Source organism: Fusobacteria bacterium ZRK30, assembly GCA_024628785.1.
Lineage (GTDB): Bacteria > Fusobacteriota > Fusobacteriia > Fusobacteriales > Fusobacteriaceae > Psychrilyobacter.
Window position 1 is genome coordinate 1,403,317 of sequence record CP102405.1, and the last position, 23,147, is coordinate 1,426,463.

The window sequence follows — 23,147 nt, forward strand, 5'->3', positions numbered from 1 at the left end:
CCATAGAGGTAAGAGGAACAAAGGAAAATGAGGTGGAAGAGGTAATTGATCTTATAAATTATGTATTCAGAACCGGCAGGGGAGAACTTCCCCACACGATGGAGAAGGAGTTCCCATTACTTCTTTCACCTAAAAATAGAGAAAATATGAGGATAATGAAAGAGGAACAAAAGATTATTTCTGTTGTGAACTTTCTCCCCCAAAAGATCCTCATAGAGGGGACACCTGTATCGGTAGGATCTATAGGGGCTGTATGTACCCATCCTGATCATAGAGGGAGGGGATATTCTTCGAGAGTTTTAAAAGATGTAGAAAATAGGATGGAGGAGATAGGAGTAAATCTATGCCTTATATCCAGCACGAGAAATTTGTATAAAAACTGGGGAGCCAGTAAGGTAAAAAATTGCAGGAGATACAAAATTTATGCTGGTCTTCCGGCTTTAAAATTTATTGTTAGAGAATATAGGGAAGAGGATCTTTTGTTTCTCAAGAAAATCTATAACTCTCAAGGGACTAGGTATTTAAGGCAGGATAGAGATTTTGAAACTCTTATAGATTCAGGAACCTTTCCCTTTGGAGATACATCGTATAAAAGGTATGTATTGGAAGATGAAGATGGTCTAAGGGGATATATAATCCTGAAAGAAACACCTGAAAGAATAGAAGTAAAGGAAGCAGTAGGAGACAAGAGTGAAATATTTTATGCTCTGGCTCTTTTAGGAGATCAATTAGGAGTGGATAAAATTGATTATATTCTACCTCATGGAGAAATAGCTCCTGCAGGGTATCTAGGAGAAGAGGAGTATCTTTCGGGAGTTTTAAAGATAGTAGACTTTGTAGGGTTCATAGAGGAATTAAAACCATACTTTAGTCAATATCTTTCAGATGAAAAAGTAGAGTATTTTAAAGCTGAGGAAGAAAATGGGAAATATCAACTGAGTTTAGGATCAGAAAAATTGGAAATAGAATCCCATAAGGAACTCCTTAAATTAATTTTTGAAAAAAAAGAAGATAAAAAAAGTATAGATGAAGGGAAATTGGATGAGTTAATAGACACAATATTTCCACTTCCATTTCCATGGACAGAAAATTTAAATTACCAATAGGAGAAATCGATGAATATTCAATATAAACTTTATAATTCAGCATTCAAACACATAAATGGCACCAGTCTTCCTGTGGAAGATAAATTAAATTTGAGGGTGTTAAAGGGAGAAAAATTTGCATTTCAGATAGCCCTAACCAGTGAAGAAAGTATACTGCTTTCTCTGGGACCTCATAACCACATAGGTTATAAAGGATTGAAAAAAAGGGTAAGAATAGACCTTGAAAAAAGAGAAAACGCAGACCTTAAAGGATATTTTCTGGGATATGTATTGGATGATGATTCAAAGACCCTCATAACAGATCCCATATTGAAGAAGGAGTACCTATATAATGAAGCAGGTAAACCGACTATGATCTGGGTAGAGGGAAAAGTGGATAAAGAATATTGTGGAGATAACCTGAATATTACCATAAATTTATTTGGTCAGGAAGGGTATGAGACGGAAATAAAGGAGAAGATCATAAACTTAGATATTGCTGTAATGGACGTAGTGCTTCCTGAGTTGAAAGAGTCGGATTTTCATCTGGATCTCTGGCAGCACCTTTCATCCTGGGCAAGGATGTATCAGGTGGAGTTTTGGAGTGATGACCACTTCAAGATAATAGAAAATTATACAGCAGAACTGGCTTCACTGGGAGAAAAGGTGATCACTGTGGTAGCTTCTGATTTTTCTTGGGAGGGACAGGGATGCTTCCAGATAGAGGAAAATTCTTCAAACCTGTTTGAACATAATATCATTGGAGTAAAAAAAGATATGGAAGGAAAGATACAGTGTGATTTTACCGCCCTGGAAAGATATTTGGAGATTTGTTTTAAATATGGGATGGAAAAGGAAATTGATATCTTCGGTCTTTTGGCGAGCTGGCAGAGGACAAATTTTGGAAACCCTCTAAAGGATTATGATGATTATATCAGGATAAGTTTCTTTTCTGAAGAAAGTGGAACCCATGGCTACATAGACAATAAAAAAGATTTGGGAGAATATATCAGACAGATATTTAAATTTTTTAATGAAAAGAACCTTATGGACAGAGTAAGGGTAATCAGTGATATGCCTAAAAATCCCGAGTACTTTAAAAAATGGTCAAAATTTTTAAAAGATTCAGCCAAAATGGATCTTCTTATAAAAACTGCCCTTCATGAAGACAGTTTTACCGATAGATTGGATGGAATTTCGGATATATCTCTTTCTCTGCCTCTATTATTAAAAAGTAAAAATATTTTAGATGAGATAGAAGAAAAAATAAAAGGGAAATTAACCTGGTATGTATGCTGGTTCCCGGATAAATTAAACCATTTTATAAGTTCACCACTGATGGAGAGCAGATTAACAGGTTGGTACTCCTACTATATGGGACTCAATGGTTTTTTAAGGTGGGACTATGCACTCTGGACAAGCAAGCCATTTGAAAATATCAGCTATAAACATCCTAGATGGAAGGCAGGAGATATGTTCTTTGTCTATCCCGGGAAAGATATGAAACCCATAAGATCTATAAGGTGGGAAAATCTGAGGTTTGGAATACAGGATCAGGAGATAATGAAGATGGCTGAAAAAAAAATCGGAAGGGAAAGAATAGAGACTCTTATGGTGGAAGTTTTAGGAGATAAAAAAGAGATGAAAGCTACAGAAGAATTTTCTGTAGATATGAATTATTCTGTAGACTATAAAAAATATATGGTTATAAAGGATAAACTTATGAAAGTATTGACTAACAACTAATAAGATTTAATCATGAATTACAGAAATTAAAATCAAAAAATAGAAGACTGGACACAGAGATATCCAGAGGGAAAAGAGAGAGTATATGGAGAGAAATTTTTATGAATATCTATGTCAAAAAAAGTTTAAAAAGGAGCAGAGAAAATTATGCAAGAAAAGGTAGAATTTATTAACGCATGTCCATGATGCACTAAGTTTGAGGTCTTCGTGGAAGATTATGCAAGAAAAAAAGGAATAACAGCTAAAATTTATAAAGCAGGGAAAGACTTCGATTATTTAAAAAAATACGGAGTTGTAATGAAATCGATACTTATTATCAATGAAACAAAAAAATACCAGACATTGACCGAAGAGATAATAAAAAAAGCAATAGATGAGGCGGTTTAAAATGATAAAGTTTTTAGAAGAAATATTGAGAACTTCATTTGAAATTTTAAATTCAGCATCTATATGGTTGATATTTAGTTTTTTATTGGCAGGATTTTTAAGAAATATACTAAATCCTTTGAAATTCCAAAAGATGCTGGGGAATACAAAACTATCTTCAATACTTAAAAGTACCCTATCTGGAATGCTTCTTCCCATATGCAGCTGTGGAGTTATACCTCTCGGTATGAGTATGTATTTTTCAGGAGCCTATCTGGGGCCTGTCTTAGCCTTTATGACATCAACTCCTATGATCAATCCTGTGGCAGTTTTATTAGCTTTTGGACTATTGGGGCCAAAGATAGCTGGTATCTATGTTTTAACAGGGTTTTGCCTGCCGTTTTTAATTGGAATAATTGGAAATAAATTTGGAAAAGGTGAACTACATGCCCCTGGTATGGAGGAGTTTATCGAATCAGATTACGATGATGACAGAAGTTTTAAGAAAAAAATTATAGATGGATTTAACTGGGCATTTAACGATTTGGCCCTTGTTGTGAGTAAATATGTGATCTTAGGTATGGTTATGGCCGGATTTTTATTCACTGTTTTTCCTAAGGGGTATATAGAAAAGTATTTAGGAGATCCAAGTGTGTTGTCTCTTGGGAGTATAACTATCTTAGCAATGATAATGTATGTGTGTGCTGTTGGTCATATTCCATTTATTGCTGCCCTGGTTGCCAGTGGAGCTGCCCCCGGTGTGGCTGTTACATTTTTAATGGCAGGTACTGCAACAAATCTACCAGAACTACTCAGTATGTATAAACTTATGGGGAAAAGAACGGTTATAATCTATTCTTTAACTATGGTTATATCATCGCTGGGAGTAGGATATTTAACAAATATTTTATTATCTGATTTTAAACCAGTGATCGATTTCGATAAAAATTTAGGTTCTATTAAAGCTGCTAATTTTTTACTTATTGAACCACCGGAATACCTTAAATATCTGTGTTCTATTATAATTATTTTACTGGCGGTAAAAGCTATTTATCCTACGGTAAGAAAGAGAGTGATAGCATGAAAAAAAATGTTAAATTATGTCTAAGTAGACAAAATATCATATTACTTATTATCTTTTTTATTGGATTTATCTTTTATATGTATTCTTCACAAGAAGGAAATCAAGAAGACATAGATCAAAAAAATCCATTATTGAAAGTGTTTCAAAGTAAATATTCAAATAAGGTCATTCTTATGAAAGAGGGAGATGTTACAAATGATGGAATTGAAGATTTGATAGTTATCTATGATATATCCAAATCGGAAAAAAGGATGGTTATTGTTATGGGAAGAACCAACACTTTAACAAATAGTGTAAAAGCTCCCATAGAAAGACAGAATATAAAATTTAAAAATATTGATGAGAAAGATCAAATGGAATTTATAGTCTCTGGGTATAAGGGAAGTAATCTAGGCTATGCAATATATAGGATAGAAAACAGTAGGATCGTAGATCTCTTTGGTGAGGGTATGGATCAATGTTGTTAAATAAATAAAAAATACAAAAGGAGAACAAAATGAAAAAATTTATACTAGGGTTATCATTACTGGCACTATTAGGTTGTGGGGAAAAAAAAGAAGAGGATTATACGGTTAAACTAGGTTACTATAACTGCGATCATATGACTGCATCGGTTATTGCTAAAGATGCTGGAATATTTGATGAGATGGGCCTTTCGGTAGATATCAGCGGGAATGGAAAAGTTCCTCAGGCAATGGCTGCGGGGCAAATGGATGTTGGATATATAGGAGTAAATAATGTATTTAGATCGCAACTTAAAGGGGCACCACTTGTAATAGGGGCAAATAACCATAAAGGGGGATCATTTTATTTAGTTGTTGCAAACGATGTTGAAAAACCTGAAGATTTAATTGGTGAAAAACTTGCTATAGGGACTCATCCTGAAAGATCAACTGGATGGACACAGATTGCAAAGAGTCTAAACCTGCCAGTAGATGGAAAAAACTATCAAGGGATTGATATCGGGTCATCAACAGATGCGTTGACAACTCTTAGAATGGGAGAGATCAAAGGGTTTACAGCATGTGATCCATGGGCATCAATGGCAGAATATCAAGGTGTTGGAAAGATTATGGGAACTGAAAATAAACTATTAAATGGTGAATGGGGAGTATGTTGCACATATACTTTGAATAAAAAATTTATAGAAGAATACAGAGGTTTAGCTAAAAAAATGATATTAGCTCATGCAAAAGCTATTGAATATATCTATGAAAATCCTTTAAAATCAGCTAAGATTTTTGCCGATAACTACAATGTTCCGTTGGAGGTTGCTATAAGTACAATCTATAAAAAAACTGTAGGGGAAGGAAGAACTCTAACATGGAAACTTGATCCTCAGGAGATTAAAAATGAATTAGAGTGGGCACAGGAAAATGGATTTACTCCTAGAGAAGTTAAATATGAAAATATTGTGGATGAATTAATTTATAATGAAGCTAATGTTCCTGATTTTGATAGATTTATAGCTGAAAAGATCGAGAAAAATTTTCCATTGGATATGGGTTTTGACTCATGGTATGCAAAAGCTCAGGAATTAGATAAGTAAAAATGAAAAAAATTAATCTAGTATTTATTATATTATTTATTGGGGCATTTCTCCTGCCAAAAGAAAAAAGAATGGAAAAACCACTAAGAATTGCCAGCGGTAAGGATACAACAGGCCTTTTACTCAATAGACTCCTACGTGAAAATGTTGAATTTCAAACAGTAGTTGGAGAATATGAATTACAGGATTGCTGAAGTTCGACAGCTCAGTGGGCACTGAGTAGTGATGTACTGGATATAGCTTTCCTATGTGATGATGCTGTAATTTCATTCAAAAAAAATACAGAATTTAAAAGTTTAGGAAGTGTAATAAAAAATTCAGACATAGTTGTAAAAAATAAAGAAACTCCTAAAATGATCGCATACGAAGGGAAAAAACAATATCAAAAAAAAATAATCCAAAAATATAAAATCAAATATCCTGTAAAGGCTAATTCTATTCCTATATTATTGGAAAGAGATGTAGTTGATGCAGCTATATTAGATGGGATTAAGGCTATTACCATAACAGGGAGCTATGAAGAAATCTACCAAGATTACACTACATATAATATGGTAGTCAGGAAAGCTGTAATAGAAACTAAAGAATTTAAGGAGTTTATTAAAAAATATAATGAAGTGGCAGATGAATTAAATGATGAGAAATTATATCGAAATGAAGTAAAAAATTATTTAAAGGAGGGGAAATGGCCGAAGCATGTCTCTACACCAAAGTTTCAAAAGATCAAAATTTAATAAAGACTAAGATGAAAAATATATGTAATAGATCAATTGCATTTATAGGGATCTTAACTGTATGGCAGATAATGTCATTACATTATAACAATGAATTATTGCTCCCCTCACCTATTATCACAATTAAAGAATTTTTTAATTGTATAGTAGATGTAGAAGTATTAAAAAACATGGGAATTACAATGGGCCGTGTGTTGAGAGGATTTTTATTATCTCTTTTATTTGGGCTTCCCCTTGGATTTTTAATGGGTTATTTTAGACAGGTTGAAAAGGCCATGGGTGGGATTATTGATGCAGTGCGTCAAATCCCGGTTATGGCATGGGTTCCATTGACAATTGTATGGTTTGGTATTGGAGACGGACCTACTCTATTTTTAATAGCATTTTCAGGAGTATTTCCTATAATACTAAATACCCTAGAAGGGGTAAAGGGAATTTCATCTGACTATTATAATGCAGCTAGGAGTATGGGGGCTAGTAGATTCAGCCTGTTTAAAGATGTTACCCTTCCTGCTGTTGTTCCGGATATACTGACCGGAGCCAGGATTTCTATCAGTACAGGGTGGATGTCGGTTATATGAGCGGAGTTCATAGCGACAAGTGCCGGGTTCGGTCACTCAATGGTAGAAGCACAAGCTTATATGCAGACAGAAAGGTTAATCGCTCTGATGATGTTAGCTGCAGTAGTGGGTTATACAATAGACAGGGGACTTTTATTGATAAATAAAAATCTAACCAGCTGGAGGGAAATATAGTGGAAATAAAAAATATATCTAAAGTATTTTCCTCAAAGGGGGAGGAAAATACTGTGCTCCAAAATGTAAATTTAACCGTTAATAAGGGGGAATTTATAACTTTATTAGGACCGTCTGGATGCGGGAAAACAACCTTATTGACTATGATGGCAGGATTTCAAAAACCTACCTCTGGTGAAATTTGGTTAGGTGATGAAATGGTAACGAAACCATCACCTAAAAAGGGATTTGTATTTCAAAATTATGCACTTTTTCCCTGGATGACAGTAAAGGAGAATATACTTTATCCCATGAAACAACAGAAATTAGGAAAAGATGAGATGGAAAAACGGTTTGAAAAATTAATAGAGATAGCCCATCTTGAAGGGAAGGAAGATCTATATCCCAAGGAATTATCCGGAGGAATGAAACAAAGGACAGCTTTTGTAAGGGCCCTGGCAGGTAATCCTAAAATTTTACTCTTAGATGAACCATTGGGGGCAATAGATTTTCAGATGAGAAAGTCTATCCAGGTACAGCTGGAAAAGCTCTGGCAGGAAACTAAGATCACTACTGTAATGGTTACCCATGATGTAGAAGAAGCGCTCTATCTCAGCGACAGGGTGATAGTGATGTCTAAAAATAGAGGAGAGATCATAAAAGATTTTAAAGTTCAGATGGAGAGGCCTCGTAACAGAGAATTTAAGGAATATAAAGATTATAAAAAAGAACTAGAAAAATTATTAGAATTGGCATTAAAAGGAGTATAGGTGTATACAAAACAAGAATTTTTAGAACTGGAATTTGAAAATTATACCAGTCAAGAACTGTATTTAGAACGAAGATATAAAGATTTAAAGGGGAAATATCAAGATATCAGACTTTTTATTATGGAGTCTGTAATTGAGTCTAAAACTTCTTTGAAAGATATAAAAAATAAATTAAAAAATAAATATCAAGATATAGATGATATTTTGATAAAGATGCAGAAAAAAGGAATATTTGTAGCCGATGAGGATGTTAAATTTATATATCCTGTTTCAGCCCTGCCTACATCTCACAGAATAAAAAGAAAAGATGGCAAAGAATTTTATTCTATGTGTGCAATAGATTCAATAGGAACTCATTTTACTTTTCATCAAGATATTGAAATTAATTCTAGATGTTCCGAAACAGGAGAAAGTATCAATTTAAAATTATCCAATGGAAAACTGATTTCACACTATCCCAAAGATCTGCATATACTTCATGTGGATTTAAACAATCATACTAACTGGGCTGGAAACTGCTGAAATATTATGAACTTCTTCCGTGGGGAGAAAGAACTAAAAAACTGGATGAACAAAAATAATAACCAAGACGGGGTATACTGTCTTCCGGTAAAAGACGCATTTAAGGTGAGTAAATTGCTGTTTGAAATATAAGAGGAATTAAGAGAGGAGTTGAATTATGACTTTAATGGAATATATAAACAAAGAGGAGAGAGGTTACCTCCTACCATTTATGGGAGCTAATGGAGCTATTATGACAGGAAAACCCATGGAAGATATATATACCTCTCCTAAAGAGCAGTTGATACTAGCAAAGAAGATGGATGAAAAATTTCCTGGTGACTTTATCTATGCTTTAGATGAAGGAAATATATTTTGTGATGTTATGGGAGTTGCTCTCAAAAAACCAGAATATGATTTTTCCATGGTAATAGATCATCCGATAAAAACTGTAGAGGATTTAGAAAAATTGGAAGTTCCTGATCCATATATTAACAAAAGGATGAAAACTAATTTGAAATCGTTAAATCTTATTTCAGAAAATATAGATAAGCCACTGTTTGTATCCCTCCAGGGGCCATTTACTATGGCTGTACAGTTAGCTGGAGCCACAGGATTACTCAAGGCAACTATAAAAAATCCTGACTTTGTAAAAAAACTTTTGGAGTTTACAGGGGAGGTAGTGGATAGGTATGCAAAGGCTATAGTAGAAGCAGGGGTAAATATGATATCTATAGCGGAGCCGTCGACAGTTATGCTGGCACCAAAGAAGTTCCCTGTGATGGTAGTAGATAATTTAAATAAAATTTTTAAAGATTTAAACTGCTGGAAATGTGTGCATATATGCGGGAATACAACTAAGATTTATCCTTATATATTAGAAGCTCAAATTGATGCATTTAGTTTTGATCAGATAATGGATCTAGAAGAGGTTATAGAAAATTTTCCTAAAGATAAAGTTGTTATAGGAAACTTGGATCCTGTATATCTTCTCGGAAGAGGGAGTGTAGATGAGGTGGCTGATAAAACCGCTGAATTACATCACAAGATGAAAAAATATAATAATTATCTTATGGGGTTTGGATGTTCATGTGCTAATACTGCTCCTACAGAAAATTTAGAGACTGTATCTAAATGGGGAAGAACTAGTTATGAAGAGATAAGAAATTTTGTAGAAGATAATAAATAAAATATGTTTGGCAGATGGGATTATAACAATATCAAAGTAGGTGATGAGGATGATTAAGGTCGAAGTTGTTTCTGGTTTTTTAGGAGCCGGGAAAACAACTTTTATAAATAAGAGATTGAAAGAGCTGAAGGAAAAATTGAGGGAAGAAAAAATAGTTTTGATTGAAAATGAATTTGGAGATATATCCATAGACAGTGAATTTATAATGGAAGGGGTAAAGATAGAAGAGATATCCAGTGGGTGTATCTGCTGTGTTTTAAAGGAAAACTTTAAGGAATCCCTGGAAAAAATAATAGAGAATGATATCGACAGGATCATAATTGAACCTACAGGTTTGGGACTGCTGGGAGAAATTTTAAAGATATTGAAAAGTGAAAAAATATCTCAAAGATGCGAAATTGTTGCGGTAACTACGGTTATTGACGGAAAAAATTATATGGAACAGGTGGAGATATTCGGTAGTTTTTTCATGGATCAAATAGAAAATGCCGAAACCATCTATATAAGTAAAACAGACCATATGGATATTGAAATAGTTTCTGAGGTAGAAGAATCACTGAAAGAGATAAATTCCAAGGCAAAAACTGTTTTTGAGACTATAGATATAAAAAGTATGTCTATAACGGATTTTGAGATAGACATAGAAAGATTAAAGCAGATATTAGAAATTTTATCCTCTGAGCAGTATGGGAAGGTCCTAAGAGGAAAGGGTTTTTTGGGGAATTATTCATTTAATATTGTAAATGGAGAATATGAACTAGTGGAAGAAAGGGTGAAAAAAAACAATAAATTAATTCTCATAGGTGATTTAGACAGAGGAAAGATAACAAAATTATTTAAATAAGGAGAAAAAGACCACTAAAAACTAGTAAGAAAATCCTAGTTTTTAGTGACAAGTCGGGGAAAAAATGGTATAAATTATGTAAATAAATTTTTAAAGGAGAAGGACTATGTTTAAATTAAGATTCAATTGAGCCTGAATAGGTTATAAACTTCTGGATGAAGTCATGATGAAATTTTTAGAATCTGAAAAAATTATATATTAGGTAGACCTATTGCTTCAATATTATAAACATATATTTCTTTTCACTCTTTAACTTTCAACCCATTTTAAAATTATGATGGATATAAATAAATATATTAACGAGAAATTTTGACCTTAATATTTTATATATACCCTAAATAATTATTTTCGGAACAACTAGTTCCAACAATCATTATAAAAAGAACAACAAATAAACAATACAATATTACAACTAGTTATATAAATTAGTTAAAATAGAAACCTTTATATTTTTTAATGCAAAAATATAAAAAATCACAATACATATGAAACTATTAATTTATAGTAGTTATTTATGTCACCTTTTTTGATGCAAAAATATAAAAATGAACTAAATAACTAAAAAAATAGAATGTAGATATTATGCACACATAGATAAAGAAACCAAAGGTGAAGTGAAAGAAAAAAGCTTACTCACGAATTTGACAAAGACTAAGTAGAAACAGATTAGAACGTTAAGAAAAAAGAGCGAGTACACAAAAAATATCTGAAACTTAGTGAGATTAGTATGGTTAATAACGAAAAGGTTGTAACTTTTAAATCTAAAGGAATGCTGACATTGTAATTTCATAACAATCTCAATACATCTGACTAAATTTAACTACAGAGTTATGTTTATAACTCTAGGTTTCAGTTATGTGTAAAAAATAAAATAAAAAAAGGGAGAAAAAATGACTAAAAAAGAATTATTTGAAGAAATTAAAAACAATTTAATTGAGATGGAAGAAGAAGTTGTAGAGGAACTATGTAAAAAATCACTTGAAATAGGAATACCGGCAAAAGAAACTATCCAGGAAGGTTTGATTGCAGGAATGGAAGTTGTAGGTCAGCTGTATGAAGAGGAAGAATATTTTCTGCCTGAAGTATTGATCTGTTCAGATGCTATGAATATAGGAATAGACGTATTAAAACCTCATTTAGAAGGAGATGTATCTAGCGATAAAATAAGAGCAGTGATAGGTGTAGTAGAAGGAGATACCCATGATATCGGAAAGAACTTGGTTAAAATCATGTTAGAAGCCGGAGGTATAGAGGTCCATGATCTAGGAAGAGATGTTGTATTAGATGAGTTTGTAAATAAAGCAAAGGAAGTAGATGCTCATTTTATTATTATGTCTACCCTCATGACAACTACCATGGAAGGGATGAAAACAGTTATTGAAAAATTAAAAACCGAAGGACTAAGAGATTCAGTAAAGGTTGCCATAGGAGGAGGGCCTATCTCCCAAAGGTTTGCAACTGAGATCGGAGCAGATCTGTACACTAAGGATGCCAATGAAGCTGTCAGAAAGATAAAAGAAATTCATGAGGCGGCATAGATGGAAGTAAAAAAGGATATATTGACATCTAAAGAAAGAGTTATGGCGTTTTTACAGGGTAAGAATATAGACAGAATTCCGTGTATGCCCATAGTAACATCAAATGCATCTCATTTGATAGGCAGAACTATCAATGAATTTCAACTAGATCCGAAGATTATGGCTGACTCCTATATTGCTGCATATGAAAGATATAAGTATGATTTATCGTATTTATTTACCAATACCTCCTATGTTGCAGAAGCCATGGGACAGAAATTAGTCTATTATGACGATGAACCAGCATGCACCCATAATCCTATTATACAATCAAGGGAAGATCTGAATAAGATTAAGATTGCAGATAAAAATGACGGGAAATTTCCGATCTTCTTTGAAGCTCTGGATATATTAAATGAAAAAGTCGGAGATGAAGTGATTTCAGCTGTATGTTTTTCCGGTCCGTTATCTACTGCTGCTACTTTGAGAGGAACCCAGGATTTTGTAAAGGAGATGTATAATGATCCTGAGTTTTGTATGGATTTACTCAAAATGACAACCGAAAGCTGTAAAAATTTTATGAAGGAATGCATAGATCATAATGCACTGCCTATAATTTTAGAGCCGATCTCTTCTGGAAGTATACTAAGTCCTAAATTATATAAGAAATTTTCATCACCATTTACCAAAGAATTAGTGGACTTAGCTCATGAGATGAACTCCCTTATAGCTCTTCATATCTGTGGGAAAACACATAAAATTATCGATCTTATGGCAGATACAAAAGCAGATATTTTAAGTATAGATATCTGTGATTTGAATGTTGCCAGGGAAAAGGTAGCCGGGAAATCAGCAATACTCGGAAATATAACGCCGGCAGATGAATTATTATTTGGAACAAGGGAAGATATAATGAAGGTCTGTAAAAAAGTATTACAAGAGATGGAAGGATATGAAGGTGGTTTTGTATTGTCTTCAGGGTGTGAAATTCCAAAAAAAGTACCATTTGAAAATATAGACGCAATGATGGATGCAGCGAGAAGTTATGGTGCTTATGATTTTAAAAGTGAGACCAAATAATTTTGAGCAGAAGATAAAAAGATTTTTTATCCTAAATATGGAGGGAATATGACTGAAAAACAAAGACTGATAGATGTCTTAAATGGAAAAGCTACAGACAGGCCGCCTGTTATTTGTCCGGGAGGGATGATGAATGCTGCGGTAACAGAAGTTGTAGAAGGGATGAAAAAAAATCATAACAGTGACGTAGATGCAATGGTAAAAGCTGCTGTAAAAGTACATGAAATAACAGGGTTTGAAAATTATGGAGTCCCTTTTTGTATGACAATAGAGAGTGAACCTTTTGATGTGGAAGTGGATCTGGGGAGTAAATTAGTTGAACCGCGAATAACTAAATATAATGAGGGTATCTTAAACCATTTAGATGAGATAAAAGTAAAACATTCTAAAAGGGCTTTGGTTGTGCTAGAAGCAATATCAAAGCTAAAAAATGATGAAATCCCGGTAATCGGTAATATAACAGGTCCCATGAGTGTGGTGACATCTGTTATTGAACCAACAGACTATTATAAGATGATGAGAAAAGATAAAGTTATGGCTATGAAATTTTTAGAAGTCGTTACAGATTATTTGATTCAATTTGCCACTGAGATGATAGATAGTGGTGCTGACCTTATAGCTATGTCCGATCCAAGTGCTACAGGGGAGATCTTGGGGAAGAAAAATTTTGAAGAATTTATGATACCTATGTATAAAAAGATCTCAGAAGCAGTACATGAAAAAGGAGTAAAAATAATTATTCATATATGTGGCAAGAGTAAGAGTATTTTAGAAAGCTTAAATAAATCTGGAGCAGATTCCCTCAGTTTTGACTCAGCAGTAGGGATAAGGCAGGCTAAAGAAATAATCCAAGCTCCAATTATGGGGAATGTGAGTACTCAGCTTTTAGATCAGGGAGAGAATGAAAAAGTTAAATTACATACAGAGGCAGCTATAAAAGATGGAACCAGCATTGTATCACCAGCCTGTGGACTGGCCATGAGTACATCTATTAAAAATTTAAAAGTAATGACAGATACAGTAAAGAGTAAAGGGTGAGTATGGGTGAAAGATAATTATAAGAAAGAGAATCATAGTCTGGTAACAGTCAGATATAAAAATAAAAAAATAAAGGTAGAAAAAGGAACTATATTAAGTGATGCCATAAGACTTATGGAGGAAAAAATAGAGACACCATGCAATTGTATGGGGATCTGTAAAAAGTGTCAGATAAAAGTAAATGGAAATCTATCTCCTAAAGAAAAAATAGAGGGAAGTCTCCCTAAAGAAGTCCGGCTGGCCTGTATAACAAAGGTATTGGGAGATGTAGAAGTTTTCGAACTGACAGACTCAGAACTAAAAATATCAGAAGAAGAGATAAATTTGGATATAGATACCGAGGAGAGGGGAAGGGTACTTGCTATAGATGTAGGGACAACAGGTGTTTCAGCTAGATTAATTGATTTGGATAAAAAAAGAATAACAGGAAATTATTCAGGTTTAAACTATCAGAGTGAATATGGAGCAGATGTACTGTCTAGAATTACATATTGTATACAAAGTGATGTTACAGACTTGCAAAATGCTATCCGAAGTCAAATAAAAGATATAGTGAAAAAAGTAGGAACTACAGACAGGATAGCAATTGCCGGAAATACTACTATGCAGCATCTGATCTATGGAGAAAACCCTAAGTCACTTGCGATCTCACCCTATGAACCTGTATTTTTAGAAGAAAAATCATTTTTCATAGATGATATAGAAACAACCTTACTTTCCAATGCTTCTAGCTATGTAGGAGCTGATATAGTTTCTGGTGTAGCAGCTATAAAATTAGAGGAAAAGAATAATACCCTGTTTATAGATATCGGAACAAACGGTGAGATGGTTTTATCTATTGACGGGAAACTACATGGGACATCGACTGCTGCCGGGCCTGCATTTGAAGGTATGAATATCGAGTGTGGAATGAGGGCAGGAAATGGTGCTATTGAAGGTTTTGAGATAGTTGAGACAGAAAATAAGTTTAATATAAAAACAATAGGAGAGACTCCTACAGGAATATGTGGAAGCGGACTATTAGACATCATGTCTGAATTTGTTAAACACAAGATTGTCTTAAAAAGCGGGAAATTAAATCCCCGAATGAAACCGGAATTCAAAGAAAAGTTAAGGGATAAAAAGTTTTATATAACTGAGAATATATATTTGAGCCAGGGGGATATCAGACAGATACAGTTAGCTAAGGGAGCTATTGCAGCAGGAGTAAAATTACTCCTTTTAAAAGTAGAAAAAGATATATCTGATATCGATGAGGTAATAATAGCCGGGTCATTCGGATATCATCTGAATGCTGAGAGTATATTAAATATAGGTATTATCTCTGATTTTGACGGAGAAATAAGTTTTGCTGGGAATACATCATTAAATGGTTGTATTGGGTACTTGGTTAATAAAGAGATGAAACAAAAAATAAGGACTACTAAGATCGATGTAATAGAGCTATCTAAGAGTGCAAAATTTCAGGATGTTTTTATAAAAGAACTACAATTTTAGGAGAAAAATATGAAATGTATCAGAGAGAATGATCTGGAAATATCAAAAAAAATAATGGACAGCTATAATTTAAAAACACCAGAGGGCAGGCTAGAATATATTCTGCAGGAAAAAGAAGGGTTCTTTCCTTTATTCTCTAATTCATTATTCGGTGCCATGGGAGGCATGACAGAATACAATAAGGTAAAAGAAATAATGTGTAAAAATATAGATGAATTCTTAAATCTGGAAGATCTAAAAAAAGAAAATATAGATATTGAAGATCTCTTAAAAGCAAAGGTTTATTCCTTGGATGGAATATTTACAACCTTAATTTCCTTTGTTGAAATAAGTAAGATGTTGAGATTTATGAGAAAAGATACAGATAAATTAGAAACAGCTTTTGAAAAAATAGAAAGGAATTTTATTTTATTTTTAGAGACCCTGAATTTAAATGGGGTAAGACATTTTTCTTATGCCGATCCCTCTGCCATGCCTGAAATATTAGGAAAGTATCATGAAAGATGGATAGTAGAGAGGTTTGTCAATATTTTGGATGAATTATCCCACCTGGATATAGTAATTCATATATGCCCGGTTTTATTCAATGGTCTAAAAAAAAGACTGGATATGAAAAGTTATCCGGTGGAATCTTATCAGGATGAATTTTTAAATGAAAAAGGTTTTAAAGTAGTAGGAGGCAGCTGTATTAAAAATAAAAATAAAGCATTGTATTTTTATTTTTAAATGTAGTTAATTTATATATCGCTTTCGGTAGAATAAAATTTGTAGAAGGGATATCGCCTTTAAAATTAAAATAAAACTAGGTAAGTATTTTGAACTTGTAAATCAGTAAGAAGAGGGAGAGAGAGTATGAAACCGTTAGAAAGAGAAAAGATGATAGAAAAGACAGGAAGTGCAGATAGAATTTTAACCTGTCCCTTTATAGATATGTTTGGAGCTCAGCTCATCAATAAAAACATCAGGGAAGTAAATTTATCGGGAAGACTCATGGCAGATCTTGAAATAGAAGCCTATAGAATTTTTGGCCATGATGGTGTCAGTGTAGGACCTGGGTTATACGGAGTACCAGAGGCTTTAGGAGTGGTTTTGGATCTGCCAGAGACCAGTTATCCATATGTGAAAAAATATGTAGAAATAGACTATGATAATATAGAATCTTTACCTATATGTGACTCTAAATCAGATGGGAGATTACCTATTTTTTTAGAAGGGGTAAGGATACTCATAGACGAAGTTTCAGATGAAGTATCTGTGGGAAGCAGTGTTGCAGGACCATTTAGTACTGCCGCAACAGTTATAGGAACAGAAAAATTTCTAAAGGATATAAGAAAAAATCCAGAAGGAGTTCACCGATTATTAAAAAGAGTCACCCAAAGTGTACTGGGCTATATGGATGCTGTGATGGATATGGGAATAGTTCCTAGTATGCCTGATCCTGTAGCTTCAGGAACTCTTATAAGCACTAAAACTTTTAGAGAATTTGCACTTCCATATTTGGAGATATGTGTAGAACATATCAGAAATAGGATGGGAAGGGGGCCTGCTCTTCATATATGTGGGACTACAAAAAAACATTGGCTGGAGATAAAAAAACTTAATTTGTCAGCTCTTAGTTTAGATAATATCGATGATATTGGAGAAGCATGTGAAACTCTAGGGGATAAATTTTGTATCATAGGAAATGTTGATCCTGTAAATGTCGTATTGAATGGAACTAGAGAAAGTATCCATAGGGAAGTAAAAAAGTGTATAGATAAAGCGTACAATAATCCTAAGGGGTTTGTTCTGGCTACAGGATGTGATATACCTATAAATGCATCTCCTAAAAATGTAAAATATTTTATGGAAGCAGCCAGACTGTACAGTCGTTTTAGAGAAAAATAAAAACAGGGGGATAGCAATGTATCAAATTGGAATAGATATTGGATCTACAGCAGCCAAGGTTGCAGTTATGAAAAAAACAGACATCTTGGAAACTTTTGTTCTGCCAACTGGATGGAGCAGTATCGATACTGCTAATAATATAAAAAAAAGATTGAGTGATATGGGGGTAGAAGAATCAAACTCTAAAGTTGTTGCTACAGGTTATGGAAGGGTTTCAGTTCCCTTCGCTGATAAAACAATTACAGAGATAACCTGTCATGCAGTAGGAGCAAAACACTTTATTGGAGAGAATACAACAGTTGTAGATATCGGCGGGCAGGATACCAAGGTTATTTCATTAGAAGATGGAGTGGTTAAAGATTTTACCATGAATGATAAATGTTCTGCCGGAACAGGTAAATTTATAGAGGTTATGTCAAACTCTCTTGGGGTAGATATAGATACTTTAACGGATTTAGCTAGGGAAGGTGCTGGGATAGAGATAACTTCTATGTGTACTGTTTTTGCTGAATCAGAGGTTATAAGTCTTATCGGCAGGGGAGAAAAAAGAGAAAATATAGCATTTGGAATAGTGGATTCTGTAATAAAAAAAGTAAATTCATTGTGTTCAAGACACGGGGAATCAGAAAGCTACTTTCTTACAGGGGGACTTTCAAGAAATCCATATATATTGGATGAGCTGTCTAAAGCTATAGGAAAAAAAGTTGTAACCCATCAATTGGGGAGATATGCAGGAGCCATTGGAGCTGCTATTTTGGCTAAAAAAATAAAGAAATAAAAAATAAAGGGGGAAGATGGGATGAAAAAATTATTATTGGTTTTAGGGGTTATGGTTGTGATGGCAGTTCAAGTAATGGCATCAAATAAAGTTAAAATTGTGGACATGAACTATGTAACGGAAAAGTTAAGCAGCGATGCAGTCATTATAGATGTGAGAAGTGAAGAGGTATATAACGGGAAAACACCGGGAAGAGGAATAAAAGGTGGACATATCTCAGGAGCAATAAATGTACCTTTGGACATATTTATGGATATAGAGGATGATTCGGTAAAGTTAGAGTTTCTTAAATCTAAGGGAGTGAATTCAAAAACTAAAATTATTACTTACTGTAATACAGGTAGAAAAAGCCAGGTTTTAGCAGAAGAATTGGTGAAATTGGGATATTCTGATGTAAATAATTATAAGGGAAGTATGAAAGAGTGGGGAGGAGTTTCTACAAATATAGTTGTAGTTAAATAACTAAAGATAGAAACTTTTAGAAGTAGTTATGATAAAAGAGGGAGAGGTGGATACCACCAATTTTCACCCCCCTCTATTTTTTCTGCAAATATTTAGATGAAAAAGCAAAATATTACTGTATTTAACTAGTCGTAAATTAAAAATAAAATAACGATTTATATAATAAAAATAAACTTTAGGGGGATAAAAAATGAAAAAATTAAATGAAAACAGCTTACCGGAAAAATTTGAGGAGTTCGGGGAAAAAAGAAGGGATGGATTTCTTACTGTAAAGGAATTTAAAGACAGGGGAGAAAATGTAGTGGGAACTTTTTGTACATATACTCCAAAGGAAGTTATATATGCAGCCAATGCTCATCCTATATCACTTTGTTCTGTCAGTGAGGAGACTATTCCGGCAGCAGAAAAACATTTGCCAAAGAATCTATGTCCACTTGTAAAAGCCAGTTATGGATTTGCTCTTACTGATAAATGCCCGTATATGTATTTTGCCGATATGGTAGTTGGGGAAACAACTTGTGACGGGAAAAAGAAGATGTATGAACTCTTGGGAGAGATAAAAGATACCCATGTAATGCAATTGCCACAGACCCAGGATAAGGAACATGCAATGGATCTTTGGAAGAGTGAGATCAGGTTCTTAATAAAGAAATTAGAGAATAAATTTGATGTAAAGGTTACAGAAGAGGGATTAAAAGAATCAATCAAATCATGCAATGAAGACAGAAGGTTATTAAAGGAATTCCATGAACTTGGAAAGATAAAACCATCGGTTATATCAGGATTTGATATGTTTACTGTTTTAAATGGTGCAAACTATACATTTGATAAGGAAAAGATGAGAAGCAATGTAAGGGAACTTATAGGAGATTTAAAGAAAAAACAGGAAGAAAACAATACTGCATACACAGAAACAACACCAAGAATATTAGTAACAGGATGTCCTATAGGAGGAGTAGCTGAAAAAGTTATAAAAGCCATTGAAGATGCAGGAGCGGTAGTAGTAGCTTTAGAAAACTGTCAAGGATATAAGGAACTCCATGAGGAAGTAGATGAAACTATAGATCCTGTAGAAGCTATTGCTAAAAAATATCTAAACATTCCATGTTCTGTAATGACACCAAATAAAGGAAGGGAAGAGTTATTAAAAAATATGGTAGATGAATATAAGGTAGATGGTGTAGTAGATATGATATTACAAGCCTGTCATACCTATAGTATCGAAAGTCATAGTGTAAAAAGATTTTTAACTAAGGAAAGAAATGTTCCGTATATTGCTCTTGAAACAGATTATTCTACAGGAGATGCAGGACAGATAAAAACAAGGATGGAAGCATTTATAGAGATGCTGTAAGAGGTGTAATTATAAATTAATTGATATTTATAAAAAAATTAATTTTTTAATACTACAAGAATATTATTAATGATTTAAGTTCATCTGAGGATGATGAACTTAGATCTATTACTTAGCTATATTTGGAATACAAAATACAGGGGGAGTTATGAAAGAAGAAAATATAAAAGGAAGTTTTAAGGGACTGATACCTTTCTTTATCTTTATTGGTCTTTATTTAGGAAGTGGTTTGGTTCTTCAATCTCAAGGTGTGGAGTTAGCATTTTATCAGCTGCCTGCTCCTATTGCGGCATTTGCCGGTATTGTCAGTGCGTTTATTCTTTTTAAGGGAACAATCACTGAAAAATTTAATACCTTTATCAGCGGATGTGGTCACCAGGATATAGTAATCATGTGTATAATTTATTTACTTGCCGGGGCTTTTGCCGGAGTATCTAAGGCCATGGGAGGAGTGGATTCTACGGTTAATCTGGGACTTACTTATATTCCTGCAGAGTATATAGCTGCCGGATTGTTTATTATAGCCGGGTTTATTTCTACAGCTACAGGAACTTCAATAGGAGCCATTGTTGCTATTGCTCCTATAGCTGTAGGATTAGCTGAAAAGGGAGGACTTTCCCTGCCATTGGTTCTTGCAGCAGTTATGGGTGGAGCCATGTTAGGAGATAATCTTTCGATAATTTCAGATACTACTATTGCTGCGACGAGAACACAAGGTGTAGAGATGAAGGATAAATTCAGGGTGAATATCTTAATTACGGCTCCTGCAGCTATTATTACTATTATATTATTAGTTGTTTTTGGAAGGCCGGAAGTATTGCCTGAAGTTCAAAATTATGATTTCAATTTAATTAAAATTTTGCCTTATATCTTTGTATTGGTATTTTCTTTGATAGGGCTGAATGTTTTCACTGTTCTAACTGGAGGAATTGCTCTTTCAGGAATACTAGGGTTTGCCTATGGAAGTTTTAATTTTCTTGGTTTTTCAAAGGAGATTTATAACGGGTTTACAGGGATGAATGAGATCTTTCTTCTTTCCTTCCTGACAGGTGGTCTGGCTACTATGGTTGCTAAAGCTGGAGGGATCCAGTGGCTCCTGGACAAGATACAAAAAAGTATCAGAGGACCTAAGACTGCTCAATTGGGGATAGGGGCATTGGTAGGACTTACAGATATGGCTATTGCCAACAATACTGTAGCTATCATTATAAATGGTCCGATAGCTAAAAAGCTGTGTAGAAAATATGATGTAGATCCGAGAAAAAGTTCAGCAATCCTGGATATTTTTTCATGCATAGCCCAGGGATTTATTCCATATGGAGCACAAATGCTGATTTTAGTTGGATTTGCAGGGGGAAAAGTAACGCCATTGGAAGTTATGCCACTATTATGGTATCAACAGTTATTGTTGTTATCTGTGATAATTTCAACTCATATACCCTTTGCTGACGGTCTTATGAGAAAAAAACCATGGGTATGGGAAGCAGATATAGAAAAGGGATAGAATTGTTCTTTTGAATAATTTTGTATTAAGGTAGAGATACTATAAAACAAACTAGGGGGGAAGATGAAAAAAAGAGGTAGAAAAGATATAAATGTATTTATAGTCACTATTTTGATAATTTTAGGCTTTGTAAATTATGGGTGCAGAAGAGCTCCTGTTAAAGAGGTAAACAATCAAGATACTATAAAAACAGTGACTAAAGAATATATAAAAAATACAGAAAATTTAATCGTAATCGACACCAGATCAGATGAGGAATTTAACGGATGGAGTTTAAATAAAGGGATAAAAGGCGGACATATTCCCGGAGCTATAAATCTTTCTGCTAAATTATTAGAGGGTTTAAATGACAATGAGATGAAAAAGATATTTAAAAAAAATGGGTTGTCACCGGAAAAAAATATAGTCGTATATTCTAATTACGGAAAAGAAAGTTTGAAACTTTATAATATTCTAAAAAAGTCAGGTTATAAAAATGTGGCTAATTATGAAGGCGGTATGCAGGACTGGAGCAAAGATAACTCTTTAGAGGTGGAAAAATTAAAGAACTATGAAAAATTAGTCTATCCTCAGTGGGTTAAAGATTTAACAGAGGGAAAAGAAGTAAAAAATTATGATGGAAGGGAATATATCATTGTAGATGTAAACTATAAGCAAAAAAAAGAATATAAAAAAGGGCATATAAAAGGTGCTATTTATATAGATACAAACGATATAGAAAGCCTTCCACTTTGGAATGTAGTTTCAGATGATAAAATAAAAAAATTATTAAATGAAACAGGGATAACTAAAAATAAGATGATTGTAATCTATAGTGATGAAGCTATGGCAGCAGGCAGATTAGCACATGTTCTCATGTATGCCGGGGTTGAAGATGTCAGAATAATAAATTCTAATATAAAAGGATTGATAGATGCCGGATTATCTCTGGAGCAGGGTGAGAATATTTGGGTTTCAGATAGTGATTTTGGAGGCCAGATACCTATGCAACCGGAATATACAAAGAATTTGAAAGAAGCAAAAGAGTTAATTGAAGACCCTAATGGAAGATTGGTAGCAGTGGTTTCATGGGAAGAATATGCAGGAATAAACAATGGAGGATATTCTTATTTCACTGAAAAAGGTCGTATACCGGGATCTGTATTCGGGTATGGTGGTTCAGATGGATATCACTCAGAAGATTTTGTGGATTCAGACGGAACAATGAGGGACTATACTCAAATAAAAAAAATGTGGAAAGAATGGGATATCAAAGCTGAAAATGTATCTGCTTTTTTCTGTGCTACAGGATGGAGAGGAGCACTAGCTTTCTTTGACGCATATTTGATGGGCTGGGAAAATGTAAGTGTATATGATGGAGGATTCTACGAATGGATACAGGATCCTACAAACCCTATCGCTACAGGAGATCCTAGGGTAAATTAAAAA

General features: G+C 33.8%; 24 protein-coding genes. All 24 read left to right on the plus strand.

Translation table 11 applies throughout. From position 1 onward, the window contains the following. The first annotated feature begins 2 nt into the window (after nucleotides 1-2). The 24 genes from NRK67_11760 to NRK67_11875 all read left to right on the plus strand — a co-directional run bounded on the left by NRK67_11760 (nucleotide 3) and on the right by NRK67_11875 (nucleotide 23,144). Nucleotides 3-1,106 (plus strand): GNAT family N-acetyltransferase, encoded by a 1,104-nt coding sequence (locus tag NRK67_11760; GenBank protein ID UUV19931.1) that lies wholly within the window; start codon nucleotides 3-5, stop codon nucleotides 1,104-1,106. A 9-nt stretch (nucleotides 1,107-1,115) separates the two neighbouring features. After that, nucleotides 1,116-2,831: a DUF4091 domain-containing protein gene (locus tag NRK67_11765; GenBank protein ID UUV17962.1), complete on the plus strand. Its 1,716-nt coding sequence runs from the start codon at nucleotides 1,116-1,118 to the stop codon at nucleotides 2,829-2,831. Nucleotides 2,832-2,975: 144 nt separating this feature from the next. Further along, nucleotides 2,976-3,218 (plus strand): thioredoxin-like protein SaoT, encoded by a 243-nt coding sequence (gene saoT / locus NRK67_11770; protein ID UUV19932.1) that lies wholly within the window; start codon nucleotides 2,976-2,978, stop codon nucleotides 3,216-3,218. A 1-nt stretch (nucleotide 3,219) separates the two neighbouring features. Beyond that, complete coding sequence (saoE, locus tag NRK67_11775; GenBank protein UUV17963.1) at nucleotides 3,220-4,281, plus strand: efflux transporter SaoE; 1,062 nt, start codon at nucleotides 3,220-3,222, stop codon at nucleotides 4,279-4,281. Further along, nucleotides 4,278-4,748 carry a Cys-Cys-COOH protein SaoC gene (gene saoC / locus NRK67_11780; GenBank protein UUV17964.1) on the plus strand — a complete coding sequence of 157 codons (471 nt, stop codon included), beginning with the start codon at nucleotides 4,278-4,280 and terminating at the stop codon, nucleotides 4,746-4,748. Before saoE ends, saoC begins: the two co-directional genes overlap by 4 nt. A 29-nt stretch (nucleotides 4,749-4,777) precedes the next feature. Next, nucleotides 4,778-5,830, plus strand: coding sequence for an ABC transporter substrate-binding subunit SaoX (gene saoX / locus NRK67_11785; protein UUV17965.1), 1,053 nt, complete (start codon nucleotides 4,778-4,780; stop codon nucleotides 5,828-5,830). Nucleotides 5,831-5,901: 71 nt separating this feature from the next. Then, complete coding sequence (locus tag NRK67_11790) at nucleotides 5,902-6,024, plus strand: hypothetical protein (protein ID UUV17966.1); 123 nt, start codon at nucleotides 5,902-5,904, stop codon at nucleotides 6,022-6,024. A gap of 159 nt (nucleotides 6,025-6,183) precedes the next feature. Next, complete coding sequence (locus NRK67_11795) at nucleotides 6,184-6,564, plus strand: hypothetical protein (GenBank protein ID UUV17967.1); 381 nt, start codon at nucleotides 6,184-6,186, stop codon at nucleotides 6,562-6,564. Nucleotides 6,565-6,575: 11 nt separating this feature from the next. Continuing rightward, nucleotides 6,576-7,319 (plus strand): ABC transporter permease subunit SaoP, encoded by a 744-nt coding sequence (gene saoP, locus NRK67_11800; protein ID UUV19933.1) that lies wholly within the window; start codon nucleotides 6,576-6,578, stop codon nucleotides 7,317-7,319. Beyond that, nucleotides 7,316-8,068: an ABC transporter ATP-binding protein SaoA gene (gene saoA, locus NRK67_11805; protein ID UUV19934.1), complete on the plus strand. Its 753-nt coding sequence runs from the start codon at nucleotides 7,316-7,318 to the stop codon at nucleotides 8,066-8,068. The genes saoP and saoA overlap by 4 nt, the downstream gene beginning before the upstream one ends. After that, nucleotides 8,069-8,590: a MerB-like protein gene (locus tag NRK67_11810; GenBank protein UUV17968.1), complete on the plus strand. Its 522-nt coding sequence runs from the start codon at nucleotides 8,069-8,071 to the stop codon at nucleotides 8,588-8,590. A gap of 157 nt (nucleotides 8,591-8,747) precedes the next feature. Continuing rightward, nucleotides 8,748-9,758 (plus strand): methyltransferase, encoded by a 1,011-nt coding sequence (locus NRK67_11815; GenBank protein UUV17969.1) that lies wholly within the window; start codon nucleotides 8,748-8,750, stop codon nucleotides 9,756-9,758. A 43-nt stretch (nucleotides 9,759-9,801) separates the two neighbouring features. Then, a complete protein-coding gene (locus NRK67_11820; GenBank protein UUV19935.1) occupies nucleotides 9,802-10,602 on the plus strand; it encodes a GTP-binding protein in 801 nt (266 codons plus the stop codon). Between the two features lie 890 nt (nucleotides 10,603-11,492). Beyond that, nucleotides 11,493-12,140, plus strand: coding sequence for a corrinoid protein (locus tag NRK67_11825; GenBank protein ID UUV17970.1), 648 nt, complete (start codon nucleotides 11,493-11,495; stop codon nucleotides 12,138-12,140). Continuing rightward, nucleotides 12,141-13,199 (plus strand): uroporphyrinogen decarboxylase family protein, encoded by a 1,059-nt coding sequence (locus NRK67_11830; GenBank protein UUV17971.1) that lies wholly within the window; start codon nucleotides 12,141-12,143, stop codon nucleotides 13,197-13,199. It begins immediately after the preceding gene. A 48-nt stretch (nucleotides 13,200-13,247) separates the two neighbouring features. Then, on the plus strand, nucleotides 13,248-14,237 hold the full coding sequence (locus NRK67_11835) for a uroporphyrinogen decarboxylase (GenBank protein UUV17972.1): 990 nt from the start codon (nucleotides 13,248-13,250) through the stop codon (nucleotides 14,235-14,237). Nucleotides 14,238-14,243: 6 nt separating this feature from the next. After that, nucleotides 14,244-15,734 carry an ASKHA domain-containing protein gene (locus NRK67_11840; protein ID UUV17973.1) on the plus strand — a complete coding sequence of 497 codons (1,491 nt, stop codon included), beginning with the start codon at nucleotides 14,244-14,246 and terminating at the stop codon, nucleotides 15,732-15,734. 9 nt (nucleotides 15,735-15,743) lie between these two features. Next, a complete protein-coding gene (locus tag NRK67_11845; GenBank protein ID UUV17974.1) occupies nucleotides 15,744-16,460 on the plus strand; it encodes a hypothetical protein in 717 nt (238 codons plus the stop codon). A gap of 126 nt (nucleotides 16,461-16,586) precedes the next feature. Next, the gene (locus NRK67_11850; protein UUV17975.1) at nucleotides 16,587-17,621 is read left to right on the plus strand and encodes a uroporphyrinogen decarboxylase family protein; all 1,035 of its coding nucleotides are present in this window, start codon (nucleotides 16,587-16,589) and stop codon (nucleotides 17,619-17,621) included. A 16-nt stretch (nucleotides 17,622-17,637) separates the two neighbouring features. Beyond that, on the plus strand, nucleotides 17,638-18,399 hold the full coding sequence (locus NRK67_11855) for an acyl-CoA dehydratase activase (protein ID UUV17976.1): 762 nt from the start codon (nucleotides 17,638-17,640) through the stop codon (nucleotides 18,397-18,399). 21 nt (nucleotides 18,400-18,420) lie between these two features. Continuing rightward, complete coding sequence (locus NRK67_11860; GenBank protein ID UUV17977.1) at nucleotides 18,421-18,861, plus strand: rhodanese-like domain-containing protein; 441 nt, start codon at nucleotides 18,421-18,423, stop codon at nucleotides 18,859-18,861. 190 nt (nucleotides 18,862-19,051) lie between these two features. Next, complete coding sequence (locus NRK67_11865) at nucleotides 19,052-20,215, plus strand: double-cubane-cluster-containing anaerobic reductase (protein UUV17978.1); 1,164 nt, start codon at nucleotides 19,052-19,054, stop codon at nucleotides 20,213-20,215. A gap of 148 nt (nucleotides 20,216-20,363) precedes the next feature. After that, the gene (locus NRK67_11870; GenBank protein ID UUV17979.1) at nucleotides 20,364-21,719 is read left to right on the plus strand and encodes a Na+/H+ antiporter NhaC family protein; all 1,356 of its coding nucleotides are present in this window, start codon (nucleotides 20,364-20,366) and stop codon (nucleotides 21,717-21,719) included. 63 nt (nucleotides 21,720-21,782) lie between these two features. Then, a complete protein-coding gene (locus NRK67_11875) occupies nucleotides 21,783-23,144 on the plus strand; it encodes a rhodanese-like domain-containing protein (protein UUV17980.1) in 1,362 nt (453 codons plus the stop codon). Nucleotides 23,145-23,147 lie beyond the last annotated feature (3 nt).